We start from the raw sequence: 24,665 nt of genomic DNA, 5'->3' as shown, positions 1-24,665 counted from the left end.
TGGCTGGCGGCAATGTTCACACTTGGAAATTCTCCATGCCACATTGAGTGACGTTGTTTTCCTGCAATGCAGACGCAGTCATTGCGTCTGCAGCGTCGCTCTCATACAACGTTGTCACGACCCCCTGATACTCGACGTTCACTTTACAGTGGTCATTACCCTCGAACTTCTTGCTGCTGGTCCAGATCCGGTTGGACACACTTGAATAGTAGGCTTTGCCTTGGGTGATCTCGGAGGCATAGAGGTCGTTGACCAAAAGCTTGTAGTTAAGCTTTTTAAACGTGTCTCCCTCGAAATAGACCTCCAGCAGGTCATCTGTTCTGACGACCTTCGCGACTGTCAGTCGCAACAACATACTCTGGGCAATGGCCAGATAAGAACGGTAAGACGCCCGGTTTGTCACGTTGATGAGAGGGTTGCCATTGACGGTCATGTACAGGGCATCAACGCTTGCCTGATCGACACCTGCTACCAGTTGGGTCATCGTTGAGTCGGTGAAGAGCTGGCGGATGGGCAGGGCGATTTTTGCCTGTTCGACGTTGCCGGAGAACAGGGTATAGGGTTTCCCTATGCCTGCAATTGCCGTGATGGTCACCTCTTGATGGCCTACGCCGCCGAGGCGTATCCAGGTGTTGTCAATAAGTCCTGAGCCGTTGGGGTAGCCCTTCTCAAGCGTTGCATAAGGAGGGGCTCCGAAGACGATCGTGTAATCATAATTCTTGAAAGCCTCACCCTCGAACGTCACTTGGACAAGTCCTGCGCTGACGATCACGCTTCTTATGGTTTTTTGCAGGAGCAACCGTTGTGCACGGTTCAATAGTCGGCCGTGCAGTTCATCGGTCTTTTCTTTCTCCAGATTGAAGAAAAGAACGTCAAGCCTTGGCTGGGTAATGCCGGGCCTCAGTTCAGCACAACGGTCATCGGTAAACATGGCCTTGATATTGAACAGCAGGATGGGTCGTGATGCGGTGCTGGCCACAGTGTATGGCTTGCCTCCAGCAAACACCTTGACTGACGCCTCATCCCCTTCGGAGAGGGGAGTGCTGGCTTCAACGTAGGCGATGCCTTCCTCGATACGGGCTTCACAACCCACGTGTTCGCCGTTGTCTGCCCACGCCACTAGCGTGCCGTTGAGCGTTATTTCGTAACGGTATGGCGTGTACCATTGCTTGGCAACGGTAAACTTTATCCGGTCTTGAAAGGTGCTGTGCACGCTGGACAGGATATGGGCAAGCGGCGGGGTGTAAGTGAGCAACGGCAGATCGATTGGGATCGTCGTCTCAGCGTCATTTTCCCAAATGGCCCGTGTCAATGCGGGCAGGTCGGCGATCTGGTTGAGGGTTTCAGGGGTTGGGTACAATCCCCAGCGATCAAAGAATTCCGCCAGGTTGAGGTGGCTCAGCAGCGAGGTTTCGACGATGAAGCGCTGCGCTTTATCGTCGCTGACGGTGGGCGGGTTGTGCATGAGCCGATAGCGCTGGTGCAATTGCGGGTAGAACGAAGTACCGAAGCTAAGACGCAATTGCCAGAGCATGACAAGCTTGTGTCCGGCCTCCTTGATGTTGTCGTACGCTCGCAGGCTACTGGCCAGGTACTCTTTCACAGGGGCGTAACTGGAGTCGGCGCCTGTAGCACGGCCAAGGAAAAACTCTTGGGCGGCCATCGAGTAGAGATTGACCGTGACCTCTGTCATTCCGGTGCCGGTGCCCCATGTCATAGGGCTGAGTTGTCGTTGATGGCCGCTTTCGTGCCAAGGGCCCCAACCATCTTCAGGGGCGGTCGACAGTAAACGCGCCAGCGCAGCCGATCCGTTAAACCCCATATGACCGTTTGTGGCAAACATGTAAAGCCGGTCCGCTTCCACGTAGAAATGTTTACTGGGATCAAGCGCCCATTCCATCGTGCCGTAGTCGATCAAGCCTGAAATACCATCCTGCGCGCTAATGGCACCATCGAAATTGCCCATCAGCTTTACGGGATCGGTCAGATAGAGCTGTGCGCTCTGATAGCGCACCACGACAATAGCCCTCGGGCTGGTAAGCAGCACGACAGGCGCTTCGCTGTAGTGCGCCATTTGCTGTTCCCATTCCAGATTGGTCATATCCATTCTGAAAAACGGCACATGGTTGTACTGTCCTGTTATGTCCAGAACCACGTGGCCAAGGGGGTCCAGGTTGGTGAAGCCCAGCAGGCCTGTGTTGGTAGCGACAAGAATGTTCATGCCACGATTCAGCGGGTACGAGGTGGGGGTATCCAGTTCTGGCACCCCGATCACTGCAGATACCAGATTCATGTACAGACTGGTTGCTGTGGTTTCCAGCCGATCGCCTTTCGTTACATAAATATTAGTCGGCTGAAAGTCGGTGTGTGTCCTGGTACGGGCGTGACGTTGGCGATGACTTTCGGCAGATCCGAAGCCGAAGGCTTGCCACCGGGCTTGAACTGCACTGGGCGCAACGGAGCTTGCGGCGTGAAGGTGTCGGTCATCCATGATCGTTACCTGAAAAGGCGGTCTGAGCTGTTTATTGAGCGCGCAACCCCTGCATCCGTCTACTGACAGAACTGACAGGCTGATTTGCTTTGCGTGCCGGTGAATAAGGTGATGCCCAGCGTGCTGCGAAAAGGCATTGGCGACGGAGGTGGGGAACATCTGCCTGTCATGCAGGTCGGTTAAACAGGTCCTTGGGAAGGCAACTCAAGAGCCCTGTGCAAAAACGCGACATTTTTTGTTGATATCCGGCCCCTCAGGTCCTAAAGTTCGCGCCGAACGTCCATGCTGGAAACGATCCATCCGGCTCAAGTACTGACGACGAGACAGCAAGGCCAGGAAGGCAGCCCTTCAGGGCCTTTTTGCTTTCGGCGACATGCCTTGGGAAGTAGGCGAACCAAAGTGGGGATACGGAGGGCGTTCATTTGTACCCATTGACCAATACCGTTTGCCAATAGGAGTTCCAGCAGCATGCCGATCAATGTCGAAGACTACTACTCAGCCGAAACCTTCAAGAAAATGAAGGCGTTCGCTGACAAGCAAGAAACCCCGTTCGTGGTCATTGATACTGACATCATCAGCAAGGCATATGACGACCTGCGTGCGGGCTTCGAATTCGCCAAGGTTTATTATGCGGTCAAGGCCAACCCTGCCGTTGAAGTCATCAATCTGCTCAAGGAAAAGGGTTCGAGCTTCGACATTGCGTCGATCTACGAGCTGGACAAGGTCCTGAGCTGTGGTGTAGGTCCGGAGCGCATGAGCTACGGCAACACCATCAAGAAATCCAAGGACATTCGCTACTTCTACGAGAAGGGCGTGCGTTTGTTTGCGACCGACTCCGAAGCCGACCTGCGCAACATTGCCAAGGCCGCACCGGGCGCGAAAGTCTATGTGCGCATTCTGACCGAAGGTTCGACCACTGCCGACTGGCCTCTGTCGCGCAAATTCGGCTGCCAGACCGACATGGCCATGGACCTGCTGATTCTTGCCCGCGACCTGGGTCTGGTGCCTTACGGCATCTCCTTCCACGTCGGCTCGCAGCAGCGCGACATCAGCGTCTGGGATGCTGCCATTGCCAAGGTCAAAGTGATCTTCGAGCGTCTGAAAGAAGAAGACGGCATCGTTCTCAAGCTGATCAACATGGGTGGCGGCTTCCCGGCTAACTACATCACCCGCACCAACAGCCTCGAAACCTACGCTGAAGAGATCATCCGCTTCCTGAAGGAAGACTTCGGTGATGACCTGCCGGAAATCATTCTGGAGCCAGGCCGTTCGCTGATCTCCAACGCCGGTATTCTGGTCAGCGAAGTGGTATTGGTCGCCCGTAAGTCGCGTACTGCGGTCGAGCGTTGGGTATACACCGACGTGGGCAAGTTCTCCGGTCTGATCGAAACCATGGACGAAGCCATCAAGTTTCCGATCTGGACCGAGAAAAAAGGCGAAATGGAAGAAGTGGTCATCGCCGGCCCTACCTGCGACAGCGCCGACATCATGTACGAAAACTACAAGTACGGTCTGCCACTCAACCTGGCCATCGGTGACCGTATGTACTGGTTGTCCACCGGTGCCTACACCACCAGCTACAGCGCAGTGGAATTCAATGGCTTCCCGCCATTGAAGTCGTTCTACCTGTAAATTACCTGCGTCAGAAAAGCCCATGAAAGTGGGCTTTTTTTTGCCCGTAAAAAAATAGTTATATAAGCCTTTAGGCGCTGATCCGTACGATAAGTGCAGCGTTTTTTTTGCCGAAACCCGATACGTTCCAGGATCAGTTGGTAGGCTTGAGGGAAAAGCAGCGAACGCAGTTGACCGAACTGCAGGCAGCGGTTGACGAAAAGCGTGCAGCGCTGGAAGTCGAAGTGGGCAAGCGTGACCAGCTCTCGGCCCTTGCCTCGGTCGAGGTTTGCAAGACCGATTACGTTCGCGAGATGAGCAAATTGCTCGAAGCGTTGAAACATGCAAAAGACACGTTACAGATAGACAGGCCATGGCCGTCAGTGCATTAATTGCGCCGCGAAATATGAGTGAGAGTGGCGAGCGTGCTGAAGAAAGTCCTGTTTCAGTTGCACTGGTTCTTCGGGATCACGGCAGGTCTGGTGTTGACCCTAATGGGGATGACCGGTGCGCTGTATTCGTTCGAGGACGAAATTCTCGACGCGCTGAACCCGAATGTGCTGTTGGTCGAGTCGCGTGGTGCCACGCTGCCACCCGTTGAACTGGTGCGCAGGCTGGAGGCCGCGACCGGCCTGACGGTCGCTATTCTGCGTGTCGAAACCACTGGCAACCGTGTCGCTCAGGTGTTTTTCACGCCCAAAGCAGGTGAGCGTCGAGGCCCCAAACGCAATTTCGACCCCTACACCGGCGAGCTTAAAGGCAATGCAGTAGGGGAGGGTTTTTTCGACTTTGTCCTGAAGCTGCACCGTTATCTGGCCATGGGCGAGGCGGGCAAGCAGGTTACGGCGGCGTGTACGCTGATTCTGGTGTTCTTTTGCCTGTCCGGGCTGTACCTGCGCTGGCCTCGCGCAGTGCGGAACTGGCGGGTCTGGCTGACGATTGACTGGGCAAAGAAAGGCCGAAGTTTCAATTGGGACCTGCATTCGGTCTTCGGCACCTGGTGCCTGTTGTTCTACCTGTTGTTCGCCCTCACGGGACTCACCTGGTCGTATGACTGGGTGAGCAACGGTCTGAATAAACTGATCGGGGATTCGCCGCTCAACGAAGACGTCGCTGCGCCAGCCAAGGCTGCTGGAAGATCGCCCTTGGTGGTCGATTACGTGGCGGTCTGGGACAGTATCCAGAAGGCCGCCGGGCCGGACTTGCGCGCTTACAACTTGCACCTGCCTGCTGCGGGCGGTCAGCCTGCCACGGTGTTTTACCTGCTCAAGGATTCACCGCACCCGCGCGCGCTGAACACCATCACCCTTGATCCGGCCAATGGTCAGGTCAGCTCGGTTGTACGCTGTGCCGAGCGCAGTTTCGGTGCGCAATTGCTGGCCAGCAATTATGCGCTGCACGTCGGCAGCTACTTCGGGCTCGTCGGTCGAATCATCATGACCAGCGCATCGTTGCTGATGCCGCTGTTCTTCATTACTGGCTGGTTGCTGTACCTGGATCGACGTCGCAAGAAGCGTGATATCGAGCGTGCACGCGGCGAGGTTCAGGGTGATGACCACGACGATGACGCATCCTGGCTCGTCTGTTTCGCCAGTCAAAGCGGTTTCTCCGAGCAATTGGCCTGGCAGACCGCTGGCCAGTTGCAGGCTTCAGGATTGTCGGTGCGCGTGAAGCAACTGGGCGATCTGAGCGAAGAAGAGCTATGCCGAAGCCGCAATGCCTTGTTCGTTGTCAGTACCTTTGGTGACGGAGAGGCACCGGACAGTGCCCGACGTTTTGAGCGCAATCTGCTGGGTAGTCCGCTTTCACTGAACCAGCTCGATTACGCCGTTCTGGCGCTCGGCGACCGGCAGTATGCGCATTTTTGCGGCTTTGCCCATCGTTTGCATGACTGGTTGACCGAGCAGGGCGGGCGCAGCGTGTTTCCGCCTGTTGAAGTGGACAGCGCCGATCCTGTGGCCCTGCAACACTGGCAGCAGCAATTGGGGCAGTTGACTGGCTCCGTGCCGGCAGCGCATTGGCAGACACCGGTTTTCGAGAACTGGACGCTGGCCCGGCGCGTGCTTTTAAACGCTGGCAGCAGTGGTTCGGAGGTCTATCTGCTGGACCTGACGCCGCCAGCCCTTGCGCATTGGCAGGCGGGGGATCTGGTCGAGGTGATGCCGCGCCACACACTGCAGGTCATTGAGCCGTTTCTCGCCGGGCTGGGTGTCGATCCGGGCGCATCGGTCAGCGTGGATGGCTTGCAGGAGCCGCTCGCGCAGGCGCTGGAAAGCCGCCAGTTACCGCAGAACCGTTCACATCTGGTGGGGCTGCATGCGCAAGCGTTGATCGACGCGCTGATGCCGGTCTCCGTACGTGAATACTCGATTGCCTCAATTGCGCAGGACGGCATTCTGCAACTCATCGTGCGTCAGGAAGTGCATGCCGACGGTAGCCTGGGGCTGGGTTCGGGGTGGCTTACCGAACATTGTGCCGTGGGCGGTGCCGTCAGCCTGCGTTTGCGCCGTAACAGCAGCTTTCATCTGCCTGTCGAACCTGTCCCGCTGATCCTGTTGGGCAATGGTACGGGGCTGGCCGGTTTACGCAGCCTGCTCAAGGCGCGTATCGCTCAAGGTCAGGTGCGCAACTGGTTGCTGTTCGGCGAACGTAACCGGGCGCATGACTTTCATTGCGGCGCTGAGCTGCAGGGCTGGCTGGAGGCTGGTCTCCTGACGCGCCTGGACCTGGCTTTTTCCCGCGATCAGGCAGAGAAAATCTACGTGCAGGATCGCTTGCGCGAGGCGGCCGAGGAACTGCGTCTATGGCTCGACGAAGGGGCTGCGATTTACATCTGTGGCAGCTTGCGGGGTATGGCGGCGGGCGTGGATCAGGTGTTGAACGAGGTGCTGGGCGAGCAGGCGATCAGCGAATTGATCGAGGAAGGGCGTTATCGGCGGGATGTGTATTAAGCATCGCACGATAGTTGAGGGTATCGTTCCTCACGCTCCAGCGTGGGAATGCCTTGGTTGACGCTCTGCGTCACAAATCTGCGCCGCACCACATACTCAAAACCGGACGCGGGGCGTCCAAGAGCCCTGTGGGAGTGAGCTTGCTCACGAATACGATGGCCCAGACGCCCCATTTTCAGGGGATTTACTGGCCTCTTCGCGAGCAAGCTCGCTCCCACGGCCGCTGGCCAGAATCAAAAGCGTACTTGTGTATAACGCTGAGCGCTGGAGCGTGGGCACGATAGTCTTTTGGCTTTTAGCTACGCCGCTACAAATTGCTCGGCGTAGTGGCAAGCCACCTGGCGGTTATCCACCAGGCGCAGCTCTGGCACTTCGGCTGCACAACGCTCGGTCGCATAGGGGCAGCGCTTGTGGAAGGCGCAGCCGCTTGGCGGGTTGAGCGGGTTGGGCAGCTCGCCGACGATCTTGATCTTCGGCTTGAGCGGGTCCGGATGGATGGTCGGAGTCGCCGACAGCAGCGCCTGGGTGTACGGGTGCAGCGGACGGTTGTAGATCTCTTCCTTGGGACCCATTTCCGCAGGCCGGCCCAGGTACATCACCAATACCGTATCGGCGACATGGCGCACCACCGACAGGTTGTGGGAGATGAACACGTAGGCGGTGTTGAATTCCTGCTGCAGGTCCATGAACAGGTTCAGTACCTGCGCCTGAATCGACACGTCCAGCGCTGAAGTCGGCTCGTCCGCTACCAGCACCTTGGGCTGCAGCATCATTGCCCGAGCCAGCGCGATACGCTGACGCTGACCGCCGGAGAACATGTGCGGGTAGCGCTGATAGTGCTCAGGGCGCAAACCGACCTGGGCCATCATCGCCTGGACTTTCTCGCGGCGTTCGGCGGCTGACAGGCTGGTGTTGATCAGCAGCGGCTCGCCGAGCTGATCCCCGACTTTCTGTCTCGGGTTGAGCGAGGCATAAGGACTCTGGAAGACCATCTGCACGTCCTTGCGCAACTGCTTGCGCTCGGCCTTGCTGGCCCCGGCAACTTCCTGACCGGCGATTTTCAGCGAGCCGGATGAAGGCTCTTCGATCAGCGTCAGCGCGCGCGCCAGTGTCGATTTGCCACAGCCGGACTCGCCGACTACAGCCAGGGTCTTGCCGGCTTCCAGTTCGAAGGACACGCCGTTAAGCGCACGCACCAGCGCTGTGCCCTTGAACAGGCCGCGGGAGACTTCGTAGTGACGGGTAAGGTCGCGGGCGGTAAGTACGACGCTCATTACGCCACCTCCTGATTCAAGGGATAGAAGCAGCGCGCCAGACTGTGCGCCTTGGGATCAAGGGCTGGGCGTTCGGTTCGGCAGTTGTCGCGCACGTACGGGCAGCGCGGTGACAGCAGGCAACCTTGTGGACGGTCATAGCGGCCCGGGACCATGCCCGGCAGCGTGGCGAGGCGCTCGGCGCCCATGCTGTGCTCGGGAATGGCGGCCAGCAAGGCTTCGCTGTACGGGTGGGCAGGGACATCGAACAGCCCCGGCACTTGCCCGACTTCGACGGCCTGACCGGCGTACATCACGCAGACACGCTGGGCGGTTTCGGCCACGACAGCCAGGTCGTGAGTGATCAGCACCAGTGCCATGTCCTGCTCTTTCTGCAGGCTCAGCAGCAGCTCCATGATCTGCGCCTGAATGGTCACGTCCAGCGCGGTGGTCGGTTCGTCGGCGATCAGCAGTTTCGGTTCGCCGGCAATCGCCATGGCAATCGCCACACGCTGGCTCATGCCGCCGGACAATTGGTGCGGGTAGGCATTCAGGCGCGCGGCGGCGCCAGGGATCTCGACCTTTTCCAGCAGTTCCAGTGCACGCTGGCGTGCAGCCTTGCCCGACATGTTCAGGTGCTGGCGCAGCACTTCCTCGATCTGGAAGCCCACGGTGTAACTGGGGTTCAGAGCGGTCATCGGGTCCTGAAAGACCATCGCCAGGTCTTTGCCGATAATGCGTCGACGCTGCCGTGCGTTGAGCTTGAGCAGGTCGTTGCCGTCGAAATTGAGCGCGTCGGCGGTGATGATGCCGGGGGAGTCGATCAGCCCCATCAGCGCCATCATGGTCACCGATTTACCGGAACCCGATTCGCCGACGATGGCCAGTACTTCACCCTTTTCGACGCTCAGGGACAGGCCGTCCACAACAGGTACGGCCTTGGCGTCGCCGAAGCGGACGTTGAGATTCTTGATTTCAAGAAGTGACATGCGAATCTCCTCAGGCGGCGTTCTTGAGTTTCGGGTCCAGCGCATCGCGCAGACCGTCGCCCATCAGGTTGATTGCCAGCACGCTGAGCAAAATGGTCAGACCGGGCAGGCTCACGACCCACCAGGCACGTTCGATGTAGTCGCGCGCCGAGGCGAGCATGGTGCCCCACTCAGGCGTCGGTGGCTGTACGCCCAGACCCAGAAAGCCCAGCGCTGCGGCATCGAGAATCGCCGACGAGAAGCTCAGGGTGGCCTGAACGATCAGCGGTGCCATGCAGTTGGGCAGCACGGTGATGAACATCAGGCGCGGCAGGGTGGCGCCGGCCAGACGGGCGGCCGTCACGTAGTCGCGGTTCAGTTCGCCCATCACCGCAGCGCGGGTGAGACGAACATAGGAAGGCAGCGACACGATCGCGATGGCGATCACGGTGTTGATCAGGCCAGGGCCGAGGATCGCCACGATGGCCACAGCCAGCAGCAGCGAGGGCAGGGCCAGCATGATGTCCATCAGACGCATCACCGAAGGGCCCAGAATGCGCGGGAAAAAGCCCGCCAGCAGGCCCAGCAGAATGCCTGGGATCAGCGACATGACCACCGATGCCAGACCGATCAGCAGCGACAGGCGCGAACCCTGGATCAGGCGTGACAGCAGGTCGCGGCCCAGTTCGTCGGTGCCGAGGATGAATTGCCATTGACCGCCTTCAAGCCATACCGGCGGCGTGAGCAGGAAGTCGCGGTATTGCTCGCTCGGGTCATGGGGGGCAACCCAGGGCGCGAACAGGGCGCAGAACACGATAAGGGTCATGAACAGCAGGCCGGCAACCGCGCCTTTGTTTTTCGAGAAGGCTTGCCAGAATTCTTTGTACGGGGATGGGTAAAGCAGGCTTTGATCGACTGCTACCGCAGGAGTAGGGGTGCTCATATCGATGATCTCAGCGCTGGTGACGAATGCGTGGGTTGGCAAAGCCGTAGAGGATATCCACCACGAAATTGACCAGGATCACCAGACAGGCGATCAGCAGAATGCCGTTTTGCACGACCGGGTAGTCCCGGGCGCCAATGGCTTCGATCAACCACTTGCCGATACCCGGCCAGGAGAAGATCGTTTCGGTGAGTACCGCACCGGCCAACAACGTACCGATTTGCAGGCCGAACACGGTCAGTACCGGAATCAGCGCGTTGCGCAGGCCGTGAACGAAGACCACACGGGCAGGCGACAGGCCTTTGGCGCGGGCGGTTCGCACGTAGTCTTCCCGCAATACTTCGAGCATCGACGAGCGGGTCATCCGGGCGATCACCGCCAGCGGGATGGTACCCAGCACGATGGCCGGCAGAATCATGTGGTGCAGGGCATCGAGAAACGCACCCTGTTCGTCACTCAACAGCGTGTCGATCAGCATGAAGCCGGTGACCGGCGGAATGTCGTACAGCAGGTCGATCCGCCCGGAAACAGGGGTCCAGCCCAGTGTTACCGAGAAGAACATGATGAGGATCAGGCCCCACCAGAAGATCGGCATGGAATAGCCGGCGAGGGAAATCCCCATGACTCCATGGTCGAACAGGGACCCTCGCTTGAGTGCGGCGATCACCCCGGCCAGCAGGCCGAGAATACCCGCGAAAATCAGCGCCGCCAGCGACAACTCCAGGGTTGCCGGGAACAGCGAAGTGAATTCGGACCAGACACTGGTGCGTGTACGCAACGATTCACCGAGGTCGCCCTGGGCGAGCTTGCCGATGTAATCGATGTACTGGGCGTAGAGGGGTTTGTTCAGACCCAGACGTTCCATGGCCTGAGCGTGCATTTCCGGATCGACACGGCGCTCACCCATCATGACTTCGACCGGGTCGCCCGGAATCAGACGAATCAGGGCGAAGGTCAATAAGGTGATGCCGAAGAAAGTGGGTATCAGCAACCCCACTCGGCGGGCGATAAAACTAAACATCTTGGTGTGTACCTCATCAGCCGGTTAGGCATGCTCCGGTGAGTCTCGGGTTATGAGCTCGCCGGATTGTTTTTCTACTTCACCTGGGTAGTGGCGAAGTTGTTGGTTGTGAGCGGGCTGATTTGGTAGCCCTCCACATTTTTACGCATGGCGGTGAACATTCTGGTGTGAGCCATGCTGATCCATGGCTGATCCTTGTTGAATATGGCCTGGGCCTGTTCATAGAGCCCAGCGCGCTCCTCGGGGTTCACTGTTTCACGCGCCTTATCGATCAGCTTCTGGAAATCGGCGTTGCACCAGCGGGCGTAGTTCTCGCCGTTTTTCGCCGCTTCACAGCTCAGCATCGGAGTCAGGAAGTTATCAGGGTCGCCATTGTCGCCTGCCCAGCCAGCAGACACCATGTCATGTTCGCCATTCTTGGCACGTTTGAGCATTTCACCCCATTCCATGACGCGGATGTCGATCTTGATGCCGATCTTTGCCAGGTCGGATTGCATCATTTGCGCGCCGAGCATCGGGTTGGGGTTGGTTGGTCCGCCGCCGTTGCGGGTGAACAGGGTAAACGTGGTGCCTTCCGGAACGCCAGCTTCCTTCAGCAAGGCGCGTGCCTTGTCGAGGTCAATCGGTGGGTTCTTCAGGTCTTTGTTATAACCCAGCAGGGTCGGCGGATACGGATTGACCGCTACCAGCGCGTTGCCCTTGCCGAACACCGCGTTGACATAAGCGTTCTTGTCGAACGTCATGTCAATGGCTTTGCGGACGCGTACGTCGCTCAGGTACTTGTGCGTGGTGTTGATAGCGATGTAGCCGGTGGTCATTGCCTCCAGCTCATCGATTTTCAGATTCGGGTCTTTCTTGATGCTCGGTACGTCGTCCGGCTTCGGATACAGCGCGATCTGACATTCGTTGGCCTTGAGCTTCTGCAGGCGCACGTTGTTGTCGGTGGCGATTGCCAGAATCAAGGCATCGGCAGGCGGCTTGCCGCGGAAGTAGTCCGGGTTTGCCTTGAAGCGTACCTGCGCATCCTTGGCATAGCGCTGGAAGATGAACGGGCCGGTGCCGATCGGCTTGCTGTTGAGGTCGCCGGTCTTGTTGGCTTTCAACAGTTGGTCAGCGTATTCAGCCGGGTAGATCGACGCGAAGGCCATCGCGAGGTCGGCCAGGAATGGTGCTTCGCGGCGGGTCAGGGTGAACTTGACGGTGTAGTCGTCAGTTTTCTCGACGCTTTTCAGCAGCTCTTTGAAGCCCATGCTTTCAAAGTAGGGGAAGCCGACGCTCGACTTGTCATGCCACGGGTGCTTCGGGTCCAGCTGACGCTGAAAACTCCAGAGCACATCGTCGGCGTTCATGTCGCGGGTCGGTTTGAAGTAATCGGTGGTGTGGAACTTGACGCCTTTACGCAGGTGGAAGGTGTACGTCAGGCCGTCGTCGCTGATCTCCCAGGAGTCAGCCAGCGCAGGAATCACTTCCGTGGTACCGGGTTTGAAATCCGCGAGGCGGTTGAACACGGTTTCAGCCACGGCATCGGCCGTCACTGCTGTTGTGTATTGCACCATGTCGAAGCCTTCGGGGCTGGCTTCGGTGCAGACCACCAGGGGTTTTGCCGAAACACTGACGGCGACGCTGAGCAGGGCCAGGGCGATCGAGTTGCGTAGCGATAACAGTTTCATTGTGAACCCTCCATAGAGTTGACGTCGATGGTGATGATGGGGCGCAAGGCCATTGCCTTGCGCCCCAACGGTTTTCAGCGAATCAAAGAATGTTGAACGGAACGGTGGTCACCAGACGGAATTCGTTGATGTTGCCATCAGCCTGATTCTCGCTGGCGCGGTGCGTGGTGTAGGTGGCGCGGATGGCAGTGGCCTTGAGCGGGCCGGACTGCACGGAGTACGACGAACCAATGCCGTATTCGTAGTGAGTCTCGCCGTCCATTGCCAGTACGTCGGTGTAGCCGGTGCCCTTGTAGTGCGTACCGTCGATGTCCCAGCCACGTGCCTGGTAGATGTTGAATTTCAGGCCCGGCACGCCATATTCGGCCATGTTCAGTACGTAAGCGACCTGCAGGGACTTCTCGTTCGGGCCGTTGAAGTCCGAGAGCAGGGAGTTGGCCAGGAAAATCGCGTTGGTGTCGTGGGCGTAGTCGAAATACTCGTTACCGTTAACTTCCTGGTACGCAACGCTGATGCTGTGCGCGTTATGTGTACCGGTGAAGGACAGGCTGTAGGTATCGTTGTCGATCGCGCCCAGCTTGCTCTGACCTGCATCCTTGGTCTTGTAGTAGTTCAGGTTGGTGCTGAGGGCGAACACCTTGCTGTCACCCAGTTCGTGGGTGAAGCCGAAGTAGTACTGGTGCCAGAAGTCTTCGAGGTTGGACGCATAGAAGCTGGCGGTCAGGCTGTCGGTCGGCTTGTAGTCACCACCAAACATGTCCAGACGGTCGGCCGTCTTGCTGCGATCACCGTACTCGGAGCGGAACTTGTCCAGGCTCTGTTCCATACGTGGCGATACGCGGTCGAAACTACCGGCTTGAAAGGACAGGTTATTCAACTCGTCGCTCTGTACGGCAACACCCTGGAAGCTGGAGGGCAGTGCGCGGTTGCCGATGAAGGCGATGACCGGGGTGTTCACCGATTGGCGACCCATGGTCAGGACGGTGTTGGAAACCCGCGCCTTCACGTTGCCCAGGCCCATCTTGCTCCACTGACCCACTGCATCGCCGTCGCTGTGTGCCAGGGTACGGTTGGAGTTGCCGGCAAAGTCATCGGTGTCACGGTCCAGCGCAATGGCGTTGTACAGCGCCAGTTCGGTGGAGAAACCTACAACGCCCTGCGTATAACCGGAGGTGTAGTTGACGATCGTGCCCTGCTGCCAGTTGATGCGACGCGAGGTCTGCTCGGCAACGCCGTTGTCGTTGTAGCGGAACACTTCGCCGCGACGCTTGAGTTCATTGGCGTACCAGTTACGGGTCGTGCCGGTCAGGTGTTGGTCTTCGATAAAGCCGTTGGCGTCGGCCTGTGCATTCTTTGAACTCAGCTCGGTCGGTACGAACGTCTGGCTTGCCGGTTCAGCCTGAACCAGTGCGCCAAACGACGAGAGAGACAATGCCAATAATGCAGTGCTAGTTGTTTTCACGATGTGCAGCTCCCTTTATCACTTTTTTATATGCCAGTTCTTTAAGCCTGGCTTTTGGTGGTGCAGGACTTTGGGTCCTGCGTTGTTATAGGTATCGACGCGCAAGTGCCCGCTCTCGCCGTGACACAAGACGGCGAGGGCGTGCGGAGTTTTCGATCAATCGACGATGCTGACGCCTGAAAAATTGTTGCGACCGAACGGGCTGACGTGGAAGTCCCTGACCTCGGCGCGCAATGGCTGATTGACGGTCGAGTGGGCAACCGGTGTGATCGGCACCTGTTCCTTGAGGTAGCGCTGCGCCTGTTGGTACAGCTCGGTACGTTTCTCGCGGTCAGTGGTCGCAACGGCGGCCTTGACCAGTTGGTCGTATTTTTCGTCGCACCACATCGAGTAGTTGTTGCCGCCAATCGCAGCGCAGCTGTAAAGCGTGCCCAGCCAGTTGTCCGGGTCACCGTTGTCGCCGGTCCAGCCGATCAGCGAGATATCGTGCTCGCCGTTTTTGGTGCGTTTGAGGTATTCACCCCATTCGTAACTGACGATCTTGACCTTGATGCCGACCTTGGCCCAGTCGGCCTGCAGCATTTCGGCCATCAGCTTGGCATTGGGGTTGTAAGGACGCTGAACCGGCATGGCCCACAGGGTCAGTTCGGTGCCTTCCTTGACGCCTGCGGCACGCAACAGTGTCTTGGCTTTTTCCGGGTCGTAGGGGGCGTCCTTGATAGTGTCGTCATAGGACCACTGGGTCGGTGGCATGGCGTTGACTGCCAGTTGCCCTGCGCCCTGGTAAACCGCGTTGATGATCGCCTTCTTGTTGACGGCCATGTCCAGCGCCTGACGCACTTCCAGCTTGCCCAACGGTTCGTGGCGCACGTTGTAGGAGATGTAGCCGAGATTGAAGCCTGGTTTCTCGATGATCTGCAGGCTTTTGTCTGCCTTGAGGCTGGCGAGGTCCGCCGGGCGCGGGTTGACCGAGACCTGGCATTCATTGGCCTTGAGCTTTTGCATGCGCGCAGAGGCGTCGGTCACGATGGCGAAGATCAACTGATCGATTTTCACCCGGCTCGGGTCCCAGAACTCCTTGTTGCCCTTGTAGCGAATCTGCGAATCCTTCTGATAACGCTGAAACACGAACGGGCCTGTGCCGATAGGCTGCTGGTTGATGTCGCGTACGTCACCCTTGGCCATCAGCTGTTCGGCGTACTCGGCGGAGAGGATGCCGGCGAAGTTCATCGCGATGTTCTGAATGAAGGCCGCGTCGACCGTATTGAGGGTGAACACGACGGTCAGCGGGTCGGTCTTCTCGACGGACTTGATCTTCTTGTTCAGGCCCATGCTGGTGAAGTAGGGGAACTCGGTCGGGTAAGCGACACGGAACGGATGATCGGGCTTGAGCATGCGATTGAAGGTGAACAGCACATCGTCGGCGTTGAAGTCACGGCTGGGTTTGAAGTTCTTGTTGCTGTGGAACTTCACGCCCTCGCGCAGATGAAACGTGTAGACCAGGCCGTCTTCCGAGATGTCCCAGGAAGTCGCCAGCGCTGGAACCACGGTGGTGTCGCCTTGCTTGAATTCGGTGAGTCGATTGTAGATCGGCTCGGATGCATCGTTATCGGTGGAGGAGGTGTATTGCGCACCGTCGAAGCCAGCCGGACTCGCTTCGGAGCAAAACACCAGATTGCTTGCCGCCTGGGCAAACGGGGCCAGTGCCAACAGTCCCAGGCACGACGTCATCGCAAGAGTTTTACGCATGATGATCCCTATCCTCGAAGGATGAGCCGAGGCTCGAATGTCTAACTGGCCCAAAGGCGTCGCCCCACGCAACTTCGCACGACATGCCCGGCGCACCTGGACACGAAGCGACGGGCTTCCTGCCATTGCCGCTGCCCTTCGACGGTAAGTCGTCAGAGGCCCGCGGTATATAGGCTCGAAGGCTGCAAAGCTCGTAGGAAATATCTTAGTGATAGTAGAAGAATGCCGTTATCGGCACTTTTTCAACCCATCGCTCGGGGCTTGCTATTCAAGTAGAGCGGTTTGCTGCGCCGGATGAGCGGCGCAGCAAGCTGTCACTTTTTACTTGCCGCTCACGCTCACACCGTAAAAGGAGTTCAAGCCAAACGGGCTGATCTTGAAGTCCTGCACGCTGGTGCGCATGGGTTGATAGACCGTCGAGTGCGCAATAGGCGTCATTGGCACGGCGTCTTTCAGGAGGTGTTGCGCCTGTTTGTACAGCTCGGTGCGCTTGGCCTGATCGGACGTTTCCTTGGCCTGATGGATCAGCGTGTCGAACGGCTTGTCACACCATTTGGCAAAGTTGTTGCCATTCAGTGCGTCGCAGCCGAACAGGGTGCCGAGCCAGTTGTCCGGGTCACCATTGTCACCGCTCCAGCCAATCAGCATGGCGCCGTTCTCGCCATTCTTGGCGCGCTTGATGTACTCGCCCCATTCATAGCTGACGATCTTGGCGTTGATACCGATCTTCTTCCAGTCGGACTGGAGCATCTCGGCCATCAGTTTGGCGTTGGGGTTGTAAGGACGCTGAACCGGCATCGCCCACAGGGTGATTTCGGTGCCTTCCTTGATACCGGCTTCCTTGAGCAGCTCGCGAGCTTTCTCGGGATCGTACTTGGCGTCCTTGATGGTGGTGTCATAGGACCACTGGGTCGGCGGCATGGCGTTGACCGCCAATTGACCTGCACCCTGGTAAACCGAGTCGATGATCTGCTGCTTGTTGACCGCCATGTCCAGCGCCTGACGCACTTTCAACTGAGCCAGGGGATTTGGATGGTCTTCGCCCTTGATCTCAGGCATCACGTTGTAGGCGATGTACCCCAGGTTGAAGCCTGCCTGATCGGGCATCTTCAGGTTCTTGTCGGCCTTGAGCGGTTCGAGGTCGGCAGGACGCGGGTAGGCAGTGATCTGGCATTCGTTTTTCTTGAGCTTCTGCATACGCACCGAAGCGTCGGTGGTGATGGCGAAGATCAGGTTGTCGACCTTGACGTCCTCAGGCTTCCAGTAATCCTTGTTGCCGGTGTAACGGATTTTGGAGTCTTTCTGGTAGCTCTTGAACACGAACGGACCAGTGCCGATCGGCTGCTGGTTGATCAGCTCCGGCTTGCCTTCCTTCAGCAGCTGGGCGGCATATTCTGCGGACTGGATGGACGCGAAGCTCATCGCCATGTTCTGGATGAACGCGGCGTCGACCTTGCCCAGAACGAACTTGACGGTGTGGTCGTCGATCTTCTCGATTTTGGTGATGTTGGTGTCCATCGCCATATCGGTGAAGTACGGGAACTCGGTCGGATACGCTTTGCGGTAAGGCATGTCCTTGTCGATCATGCGATTGAACGTGAACAGCACGTCATCGGCATTGAATTCACGGGTCGGCTTGAAGTAGGGCGTGGTGTGGAACTTGACGCCTTCACGAAGGTGGAAGGTGTACGTCAGGCCATCGTCGGAGATGTCCCATTTGGTTGCCAGACCTGGCACCACGGCGGTGCCGCCGCGTTCAAACTGGCTCAAGCGATTGAAAATGGTCTCGGCTGAGGCGTCGAAGTCAGTACCTGTGGTGTATTGACCTGGATCGAAGCCCGCAGGGCTGCCCTCGGAACAGAACACCAGATTCGATGCAGCGTGAGCGAAAGGTGCGCTGGCGAGCAAGCTGGCGCCGACCAGAAACGGAATGACCGCGTGTTTGAGCATGGTTGCCTCAGTTGTTGTCATTTTTGATTAGAGGGAACGACCTCGTGAGCCGATCCGTCCGATACTTATGCAGGGGCCATACCCAAAGCAAGACAGTGAGGCGAAAGAAGCGACAAAGAGTGGCACGATCGTACAGGAATGTCGCGAAAGTGTAACTTTCTTGGTAGTTGATCGTTTGCGCGACGCTTTTTCAATTGTTTCGTGCACCAAATAAGCGCAACCGGGTGAGAATAATGCACCCGGTTGGCGCTGTGTTGTTACTTCACTGTTCCCAGGCTGACACCATAAAAGGGTGTCAGGCCGAAGGGGCTGATCTTGAAGTCCTGCACTTCCTGGCGCATTGGCTGAAACACCTTGGAGTTGGCGATCGGGGTGATCGGCACCTGCTGCTTGAGAATGTGCTGAGCCTGCTGATAGAGCTTGATGCGCTCATCGCGGTTGCTGGTCAGCTTGGCCTTCTGCACCAGCTTGTCGTAAGCCGGGTCGCACCACTTGGCGTAGTTGCTGCCTTTGACGGCTGCGCAGCTGTAAAGCACGCCGAGCCAGTTGTCGGGGTCGCCGTTGTCACCGGTCCAGCCATAGATCATTGCGTCATGTTCGCCGGCCTTGGCGCGCTTGATGTATTCGCCCCATTCATAGCTGACGATGTTGGCCTTGATACCGATCTTCTCCCAGTCGGACTGAATCATCTGAGCCGACATGCGTGCATTGGGGTTCGACGCGCGCTGGACGGTCATGGCCCACAGATCGATTTTGGTACCCGGTGCCACACCTGCTTCCTTGAGCAGTTGTTTGGCTTTGGTCAGGTCGTGCGGGGCGTCCTTGATGGTCGGATCGAAGCTCCACTGACCCGGCGGCAGGGCATTTTCAGCCAGCTGGCCTGCACTCTGATAAACCGCCTTGATGATTGCTGGCTTGTCGATGGCCATGTCCAGCGCCTGACGCACCTTGAGCTGATCCAGTGGCGGATGCGTAACGTTGTAGGCCAGGAAGCCCAGGTTGAAGCCCGGCTGACTGAGGACCTTGAGTTTCGGGTCCTTTTTCATCTCCTCGATGTCCTGCGGACGCGGATAGCCGCTGACCTGGCATTCGTTGGCCTTGAGCTTCTGCAGGCGCACGGCGGCATCGCTGCTGATCGAGAAGATCAGGTTGTCGATCTTCACATCCTCCGGCTTCCAGTACTCGGTATTGCCGACGTAACGGATCTGTGAATCCTTCTGATAGCGCTTGAAGACGAACGGACCAGTACCGATGGGCTTCTGGTTCAAGTCCTCGGCCTTGCCTTCCTTGAGCAGTTTGTCTGCGTACTCGGCAGACTGGATCGAGGCGAAGCTCATCGCCAGGTTCTGCACAAAGGCGGCATCAATGTTGTTCAGGGTGAACTTGACGGTCAGCGGGTCGACTTTCTCGACGCTCTTGATCGTCGTATTCAGCCCCATATCGGTGAAATAGGGCGACTCGGACGGATACGCCTTGCGGAACGGGTGGTTGGCGTCAAGCAGGCGGTTGAACGTGAACAGCACGTCATCGGCGTTGAACGTACGAGTCGGGGTGAAATAATCCGTGGTATGGAATTTCACGCCGTCGCGCAGGTGAAACGTGTAGGTCAGACCATCCGGCGAAACGTCCCAGCGCGTGGCCAGACCCGGCTCCACTTCCGTACCGCCACGCTTGAACTGGGTCAGACGGTTGAAAACGGTTTCGGCCGAGGCATCGAAGTCGGTGCCGCTGGTGTACTGGCTGGGGTCGAAACCGGCCGGGCTTGCTTCCGAGCAATACACCAGCGTGCTTGCCGCTTGGGCCAAAGGTGCGCAGGCCAGCAGCGCGGTGGTCAACAGCAGCGGTTTGAAAAGTGTGTGTCCCATGGATCCCTCGCGTGGTACTGCGTTCTCAAGATCGGACGCAGAGCGTCCGGAACTGCGTTCCCACGCCGAGCATGGGAACGATGGTTGTGCTGATTGGAGCTCGCTTTTCCGGGCTCGGGCTCAATGATCAACCCTGCTCAGGGTATCGCGACTTCGATCACGCCATCCGCGGCGACGCTGACCTGGCTGGTGCCAGCCTCGACATCGGGCGTCGGAGCTGCGTCTTCGCGCGAGGACTTGGCCATCATCATGACCGGCGCGCGCAGATACGGCTGCGGGTAGCCCGAGGTATTCAGATTCAGGTTGACCAGCTTGTAGCCTGTACCGCCCAGCGCCTCGGTGACCAGTTGCGCACGAGCCTTGAACGCAGTCACGGCGTCCTTGAGCAGGGCGTCTTCGCTGGTCTTGCGCGTCGATGGCGAGATCGAGAAGTCCATGCCGCCCATTTTCAGGTCGGTCAGCAGCTCGCCGGTCAGCTTGGACAGCACAGCAAAGTCTGCGCTTTCCAGGCGCAGTTCGGCGCGTTCACGCCAGCCGGTAATCTTCTGGCCTTTATCGTCGTAGACCGGGTAGCTGTTGCGGCTGCCCTGGCGAATCTTTACGTCCTTGACCTGGCGCGCCTGCCCCAGCGCCTTGTTCAGCGTCTCGGTGATCTGCGCGGCCAGTTTGGCCGGATCGCTGTCCTGCGCTTCGGTGTACAGCGTGACGAGCATCAGGTCGCGCTGCACCTCCTGATTGACCTCGGCGCGCAATGAAATCTGGTTGTAACGGGCTTCTTCAGCCATGGCGGGCAGGCTGGACAAAGCCGCAGCCAGCGCGACGAGGGTGGCGGCAGGGCGAAGGTTGAACATGAGAGCTCCTTGTTATCAAACGGCCTCCGACGATGGTCGGGCGGCGCAAAGTGTTCTGACTGTAGCGCTTTGGTCCGGTTCCTGCGATGACCGAGTGCTCTGGCGTGCGGTGCGTTGACGCACTTTTTCAGTTTTGTCTCCCGCTTGGTTATACTCGCTGCGATCCGCCTGGAGCACTCATCAGGAGAGCTCATGCTCGCCCCCGTTCAAATGCTTTCAGCCACACGGCAAAACCTGTGGCGCCTGACATTCATCCGTATTCTGGTGCTGGCCGCGCAGGCCGGCTCGGTCGGTATGGCCTGGCTGTTCGACTTTCTGCCGTTGCCGTGGCTGCAACTGTCGATCACCCTGGGCTGTTCGCTGGTGCTCTGCGGGCTGACAGTCATTCGTCTGCGCACCTCGCTGCCGCTTACCGAGCTTGAATATGCGCTGCAACTGGCGCTGGACCTGCTGATTCACAGCGCGCTGCTGTATTACTCGGGCGGCTCGGCCAACCCGTTCGTTTCCTATTATCTGGTGCCGCTGACCATTGCCGCCGCCACGCTGCCATGGCGTTATTCGCTGATTCTGTCCGGCTTTGCGCTGAGCATGTACACCTTGCTGATGGTGCGCTCCTACCCGCTGGAAACCGACTCCATTGCCCGGGAAAACATGCAGATCTACGGCATGTGGCTGAGTTTTGCGTTGGCCGCTGCGGTGATTACCTTCTTTGCTGCGAAGATGGCCGAGGAGCTGCGCCGCCAGGAGCAACTGCGTGCCGAGCGTCGCGAAGAAGGCCTGCGTGATCAGCAATTGCTCGCCGTCGCGACCCAGGCTGCAGGGGCCGCCCATGAATTGGGAACGCCGCTGGCAACCATGAGCGTGCTGCTCAAGGAAATGCGCCAGGATCACAGCGACCCAGCGTTGCAGGATGATCTGTCCGTGCTGCAGGAGCAGGTCAAACAGTGCAAGCAAACCCTGCAGCAACTGGTGCGTGCCGCCGAAGCCAATCGGCGCATGGCCGTCGAATATCAGACCGCCACCCGCTGGCTGGACGAGTCCCTCAACCGCTGGCATCTGATGCGCCCGGAGGTGAGTTACCGTTTCTATCAGTTGGGCAAGGGCGAAGCGCCGATGCTGGAACCGCCGCCGGACCTGACCCAGGCGCTGCTCAACCTGCTCAACAACGCTGCCGATGCCTGCCCCGATGGCCTTGAAGTCAATCTGGACTGGGACAGTGCGGAAGTCTGCATCAGCATTCGCGACCATGGCGCGGGTGTGCCGCTGGCGATTGCCGAACAGATCGGCAAGCCGTTCTTTACTACCAAGGGCAAAGGTTTCGGCCTGGGGCTCTTCCTGAGCAAGGCCAGCGTCACCCGTGCGGGTGGCTCGGTGAAGCTCTACAGTCATGAAGAAGGCGGTACGCTCACCGAGCTGCGCCTGCCCCGAGATACGCGAGGAGAAGAAGCATGAGTGACGATGACATCCAGGTCGAAGGCGAAGAGCTGCCGCACCTGTTGCTGGTCGATGACGACGCGACGTTCACCCGTGTGATGGCGAGGGCCATGAGCCGTCGTGGTTTTCGCGTGAGCACCGCCGGCTCGGCCGAAGAAGGTCTGGCCCTGGCGCAACAGGACATTCCCGAATATGCCGCGCTGGACCTGAAGATGGACGGCGATTCCGGTCTGGTGCTGCTGCCCAAGCTGCTGGAAATGGACCCGGACATGCGCGTGGTGATTCTCACCGGTTATTCGAGCATCGCCACGGCGGTCGAAGCGATCAAGCGCGGCGCGTGCAACTACCTGTGCAAACCGGCTGACGCGGATGACGTACTGGCGGCCCTGCTATCCGAGCACGCCAACCTCGACACGCTGGTTCCCGAGAATCCGATGTCGGTGGATCGCTTGCAGTGGGAGCATATCCAGCGCGTGCTGACCGAGCACGAGGGCAATATTTCCGCAACTGCGCGGGCGCTGGGTATGCACCGCCGCACCTTGCAGCGCAAGTTGCAGAAGCGTCCCGTGCGGCGTTGATGAAGGTTTTTTCATAGTGATCGTTTAGGCGTTTTTTTGCTTCATTGTGCTCAGGCATCGTACTTTCGAAGAGAGCGAGCCTGAACCACATGAATCGCAATGCTGAATATTCTGCCGTCAACGATACTGTGCAAGGAGCCTTTCTACCCCGCGTCTGGAAGCTGATAACGCCGTACTGGCGCAGTGAGGAAAAGGCCACTGCCTGGCTGCTGCTGGTCTCGGTGATCGCGCTGTCGCTGTTCAGCGTGCAGGTCTCGGTGTTTTTCAACAGCTGGTACCGAGACTTCTACAACGCTCTGCAGAACAAGGATCTTGCCGCGTTCACCCACCTGATCCTGTACTTCAGCGGCATCGCCGCGATCGCCATTCTGGCGGCGGTCTATCGCTTGTACCTGACCCAGTTGCTGACCATCCGCTGGCGCCGCTGGCTGACGGAGAAACACTTCGCGCGCTGGCTCGCGGACAAGAACTACTACCACCTGGAGCAGGGCGGTTACACCGATAACCCTGACCAGCGTCTGTCCGAAGACCTCAACGAGTTCACCACCAGCACGCTCAGCCTGGGCCTGGGTTTGATGAGCGCGGTGGTCAGTCTGGTGTCGTTTTCAGTGATCCTCTGGGGCGTGTCGGGCAGTATCGAGGTGTTCGGCGTCACCATTCCCGGTTACATGTTCTGGGCGGCCATGCTCTATGCGCTGGTGGGCAGCCTGCTGACCCACTGGATCGGCAAGCGGCTGATCCCGTTGAACAACCAGCAGGAGCGATTCGAGGCAGACCTGCGTTTTGCGCTGGTGCGTGTGCGCGAAAACGCTGAAAGCATTGCCTTGTCCGAGGGCGAACGCAATGAAAACCAGCGCCTGAGCGCGCGCTTCATGATGATCTGGAATAACTTCCGGGCGTCGATGAAGGTCCAGAAGCGGCTGACGTTCTTCACCTCGGGCTATTCGCAGATTGCGCTGATCTTTCCGTTCATTGTGGCCGCGCCACGGTATTTCGCCGGCAAGATCGAGCTGGGTGATCTGATGCAGATCAACTCGGCATTCGGCAATGTGCAGGAGAACTTCAGCTGGTTCATCAGCGCCTATGGCACGCTGGCGTCATGGCGCGCCACCAGCGACCGTCTGCTGAGCTTCCGTCAGGCGATGAGTGACAATGAAGATCGGCAGCCTGCTATCGAAAGAATTCACGCCAACGACACGCTTGACCTGCGCAATCTGGGCTTGAGCATCGCCGGTGGGCGGCAATTGCTGAGCGACGCGAGTCTGCAGGTCGGCGCGGGAGAGCGGGTGATGCTCAGCGGTCGTTCGGGCAGTGGTAAAAGCTCGTTACTGAGGGCGTTGGGCGGTCTCTGGCCTGAGGGGGCGGGGCAGATTCGCTTGCCCACTGGGACGGCGCTGTTCCTGCCGCAGCGGCCTTACCTGCCTATTGGCACACTGCGTGAGGCGATGAGTTATCCACAACCTGCGGAACATTACCCGGCTCAGCGATTTGCCGAGGTATTGGAGCAGTGCCGTCTGGAGCATCTGATACCGCGTCTGGACGAAAGTAATCACTGGCAGCGTTTTCTCTCACCGGGCGAGCAGCAGCGGGTGGCGTTCGCTCGTGCCCTGCTGGTCGCGCCGAACTGGCTGTATGTGGATGAAGCCACCTCGGCCATGGACGAAGATGACGAGACGGCCATGCACCGCGCAATCATCGACGGGCTGCCGGGCCTGACGCTGATCAGCGTCGGGCACCGCAGCAGCCTCAAACGCTTTCATGACCGGCAGGTGCGTGTCGAGGGCGGCAAATTGATCGAGCAACCGTGATTCGCAACGTTTTGAGGTCGATGCTATAGGGGACACGGCGCTTTTGAGGGTGTGATCATA

At 58.5% G+C, this 24,665-nt stretch carries 17 protein-coding genes; 6 read left to right on the top strand and 11 right to left on the bottom strand.

All coding sequences use genetic code 11. The features are described 5' to 3' along the window. Positions 1–16: 16 nt before the first annotated feature. On the bottom strand, positions 17–2,491 hold the full coding sequence (locus tag PCPL58_RS23460; RefSeq protein ID WP_065350559.1) for a M60 family metallopeptidase: 2,475 nt from the start codon (positions 2,489–2,491) through the stop codon (positions 17–19). A 468-nt stretch (positions 2,492–2,959) separates the two neighbouring features. On the opposite strand from PCPL58_RS23460, the gene PCPL58_RS23455 reads away from it, so the two are divergent. From PCPL58_RS23455 to PCPL58_RS23445, 3 genes are all read left to right on the top strand, one after another. Beyond that, a complete protein-coding gene (locus tag PCPL58_RS23455; RefSeq protein WP_003368674.1) occupies positions 2,960–4,123 on the top strand; it encodes a type III PLP-dependent enzyme in 1,164 nt (387 codons plus the stop codon). Between the two features lie 107 nt (positions 4,124–4,230). Beyond that, a complete protein-coding gene (locus PCPL58_RS23450) occupies positions 4,231–4,494 on the top strand; it encodes a binary cytotoxin component (RefSeq protein ID WP_065350558.1) in 264 nt (87 codons plus the stop codon). A gap of 36 nt (positions 4,495–4,530) precedes the next feature. Then, positions 4,531–7,053 (top strand): PepSY domain-containing protein, encoded by a 2,523-nt coding sequence (locus PCPL58_RS23445; RefSeq protein ID WP_065351101.1) that lies wholly within the window; start codon positions 4,531–4,533, stop codon positions 7,051–7,053. A gap of 299 nt (positions 7,054–7,352) precedes the next feature. Here PCPL58_RS23445 and PCPL58_RS23440 read toward each other — a convergent pair whose 3' ends face one another. The 10 genes from PCPL58_RS23440 to PCPL58_RS23395 form a co-directional block, all read right to left on the bottom strand. Continuing rightward, the gene (locus PCPL58_RS23440; protein ID WP_003313770.1) at positions 7,353–8,327 is read right to left on the bottom strand and encodes a peptide ABC transporter ATP-binding protein; all 975 of its coding nucleotides are present in this window, start codon (positions 8,325–8,327) and stop codon (positions 7,353–7,355) included. Further along, positions 8,327–9,295, bottom strand: a complete 969-nt coding sequence (locus tag PCPL58_RS23435) for an ABC transporter ATP-binding protein (protein ID WP_003431613.1) — start codon at positions 9,293–9,295, stop codon at positions 8,327–8,329. The genes PCPL58_RS23440 and PCPL58_RS23435 overlap by 1 nt, the downstream gene beginning before the upstream one ends. A 10-nt stretch (positions 9,296–9,305) precedes the next feature. Beyond that, positions 9,306–10,217: an ABC transporter permease subunit gene (locus PCPL58_RS23430; protein ID WP_003431612.1), complete on the bottom strand. Its 912-nt coding sequence runs from the start codon at positions 10,215–10,217 to the stop codon at positions 9,306–9,308. A 10-nt stretch (positions 10,218–10,227) separates the two neighbouring features. Further along, positions 10,228–11,238, bottom strand: a complete 1,011-nt coding sequence (locus PCPL58_RS23425; RefSeq protein WP_003313766.1) for an ABC transporter permease subunit — start codon at positions 11,236–11,238, stop codon at positions 10,228–10,230. A gap of 74 nt (positions 11,239–11,312) precedes the next feature. Further along, on the bottom strand, positions 11,313–12,908 hold the full coding sequence (locus PCPL58_RS23420; RefSeq protein WP_003431611.1) for an ABC transporter substrate-binding protein: 1,596 nt from the start codon (positions 12,906–12,908) through the stop codon (positions 11,313–11,315). A gap of 82 nt (positions 12,909–12,990) precedes the next feature. Then, positions 12,991–14,370 carry an OprD family porin gene (locus PCPL58_RS23415; RefSeq protein WP_065350557.1) on the bottom strand — a complete coding sequence of 460 codons (1,380 nt, stop codon included), beginning with the start codon at positions 14,368–14,370 and terminating at the stop codon, positions 12,991–12,993. 156 nt (positions 14,371–14,526) lie between these two features. Next, complete coding sequence (locus PCPL58_RS23410; protein WP_065350556.1) at positions 14,527–16,119, bottom strand: ABC transporter substrate-binding protein; 1,593 nt, start codon at positions 16,117–16,119, stop codon at positions 14,527–14,529. 321 nt (positions 16,120–16,440) lie between these two features. Beyond that, positions 16,441–18,069: an ABC transporter substrate-binding protein gene (locus PCPL58_RS23405; RefSeq protein WP_065350555.1), complete on the bottom strand. Its 1,629-nt coding sequence runs from the start codon at positions 18,067–18,069 to the stop codon at positions 16,441–16,443. Positions 18,070–18,326: 257 nt separating this feature from the next. Next, on the bottom strand, positions 18,327–19,934 hold the full coding sequence (locus tag PCPL58_RS23400; RefSeq protein WP_003431608.1) for an ABC transporter substrate-binding protein: 1,608 nt from the start codon (positions 19,932–19,934) through the stop codon (positions 18,327–18,329). A 137-nt stretch (positions 19,935–20,071) separates the two neighbouring features. Continuing rightward, a complete protein-coding gene (locus tag PCPL58_RS23395) occupies positions 20,072–20,785 on the bottom strand; it encodes an SIMPL domain-containing protein (RefSeq protein ID WP_003419020.1) in 714 nt (237 codons plus the stop codon). A 192-nt stretch (positions 20,786–20,977) separates the two neighbouring features. Here PCPL58_RS23395 and PCPL58_RS23390 point away from each other — a divergent pair, with 192 nt between their 5' ends. The 3 genes from PCPL58_RS23390 (at position 20,978) to PCPL58_RS23380 (ending at position 24,605) form a co-directional block, all read left to right on the top strand. Continuing rightward, complete coding sequence (locus PCPL58_RS23390; RefSeq protein WP_065350554.1) at positions 20,978–22,237, top strand: ATP-binding protein; 1,260 nt, start codon at positions 20,978–20,980, stop codon at positions 22,235–22,237. Then, positions 22,234–22,797: a response regulator transcription factor gene (locus PCPL58_RS23385; RefSeq protein ID WP_003395104.1), complete on the top strand. Its 564-nt coding sequence runs from the start codon at positions 22,234–22,236 to the stop codon at positions 22,795–22,797. Before PCPL58_RS23390 ends, PCPL58_RS23385 begins: the two co-directional genes overlap by 4 nt. A gap of 89 nt (positions 22,798–22,886) precedes the next feature. Continuing rightward, positions 22,887–24,605 (top strand): ABC transporter ATP-binding protein/permease, encoded by a 1,719-nt coding sequence (locus PCPL58_RS23380; protein WP_065350553.1) that lies wholly within the window; start codon positions 22,887–22,889, stop codon positions 24,603–24,605. Positions 24,606–24,665: the final 60 nt, after the last annotated feature.

Origin of the sequence: Pseudomonas cerasi (genome assembly GCF_900074915.1) — a bacterium.
Taxonomy (GTDB): domain Bacteria; phylum Pseudomonadota; class Gammaproteobacteria; order Pseudomonadales; family Pseudomonadaceae; genus Aquipseudomonas; species Aquipseudomonas cerasi.
This window is presented reverse-complemented; position numbering and strand designations above follow the sequence as displayed.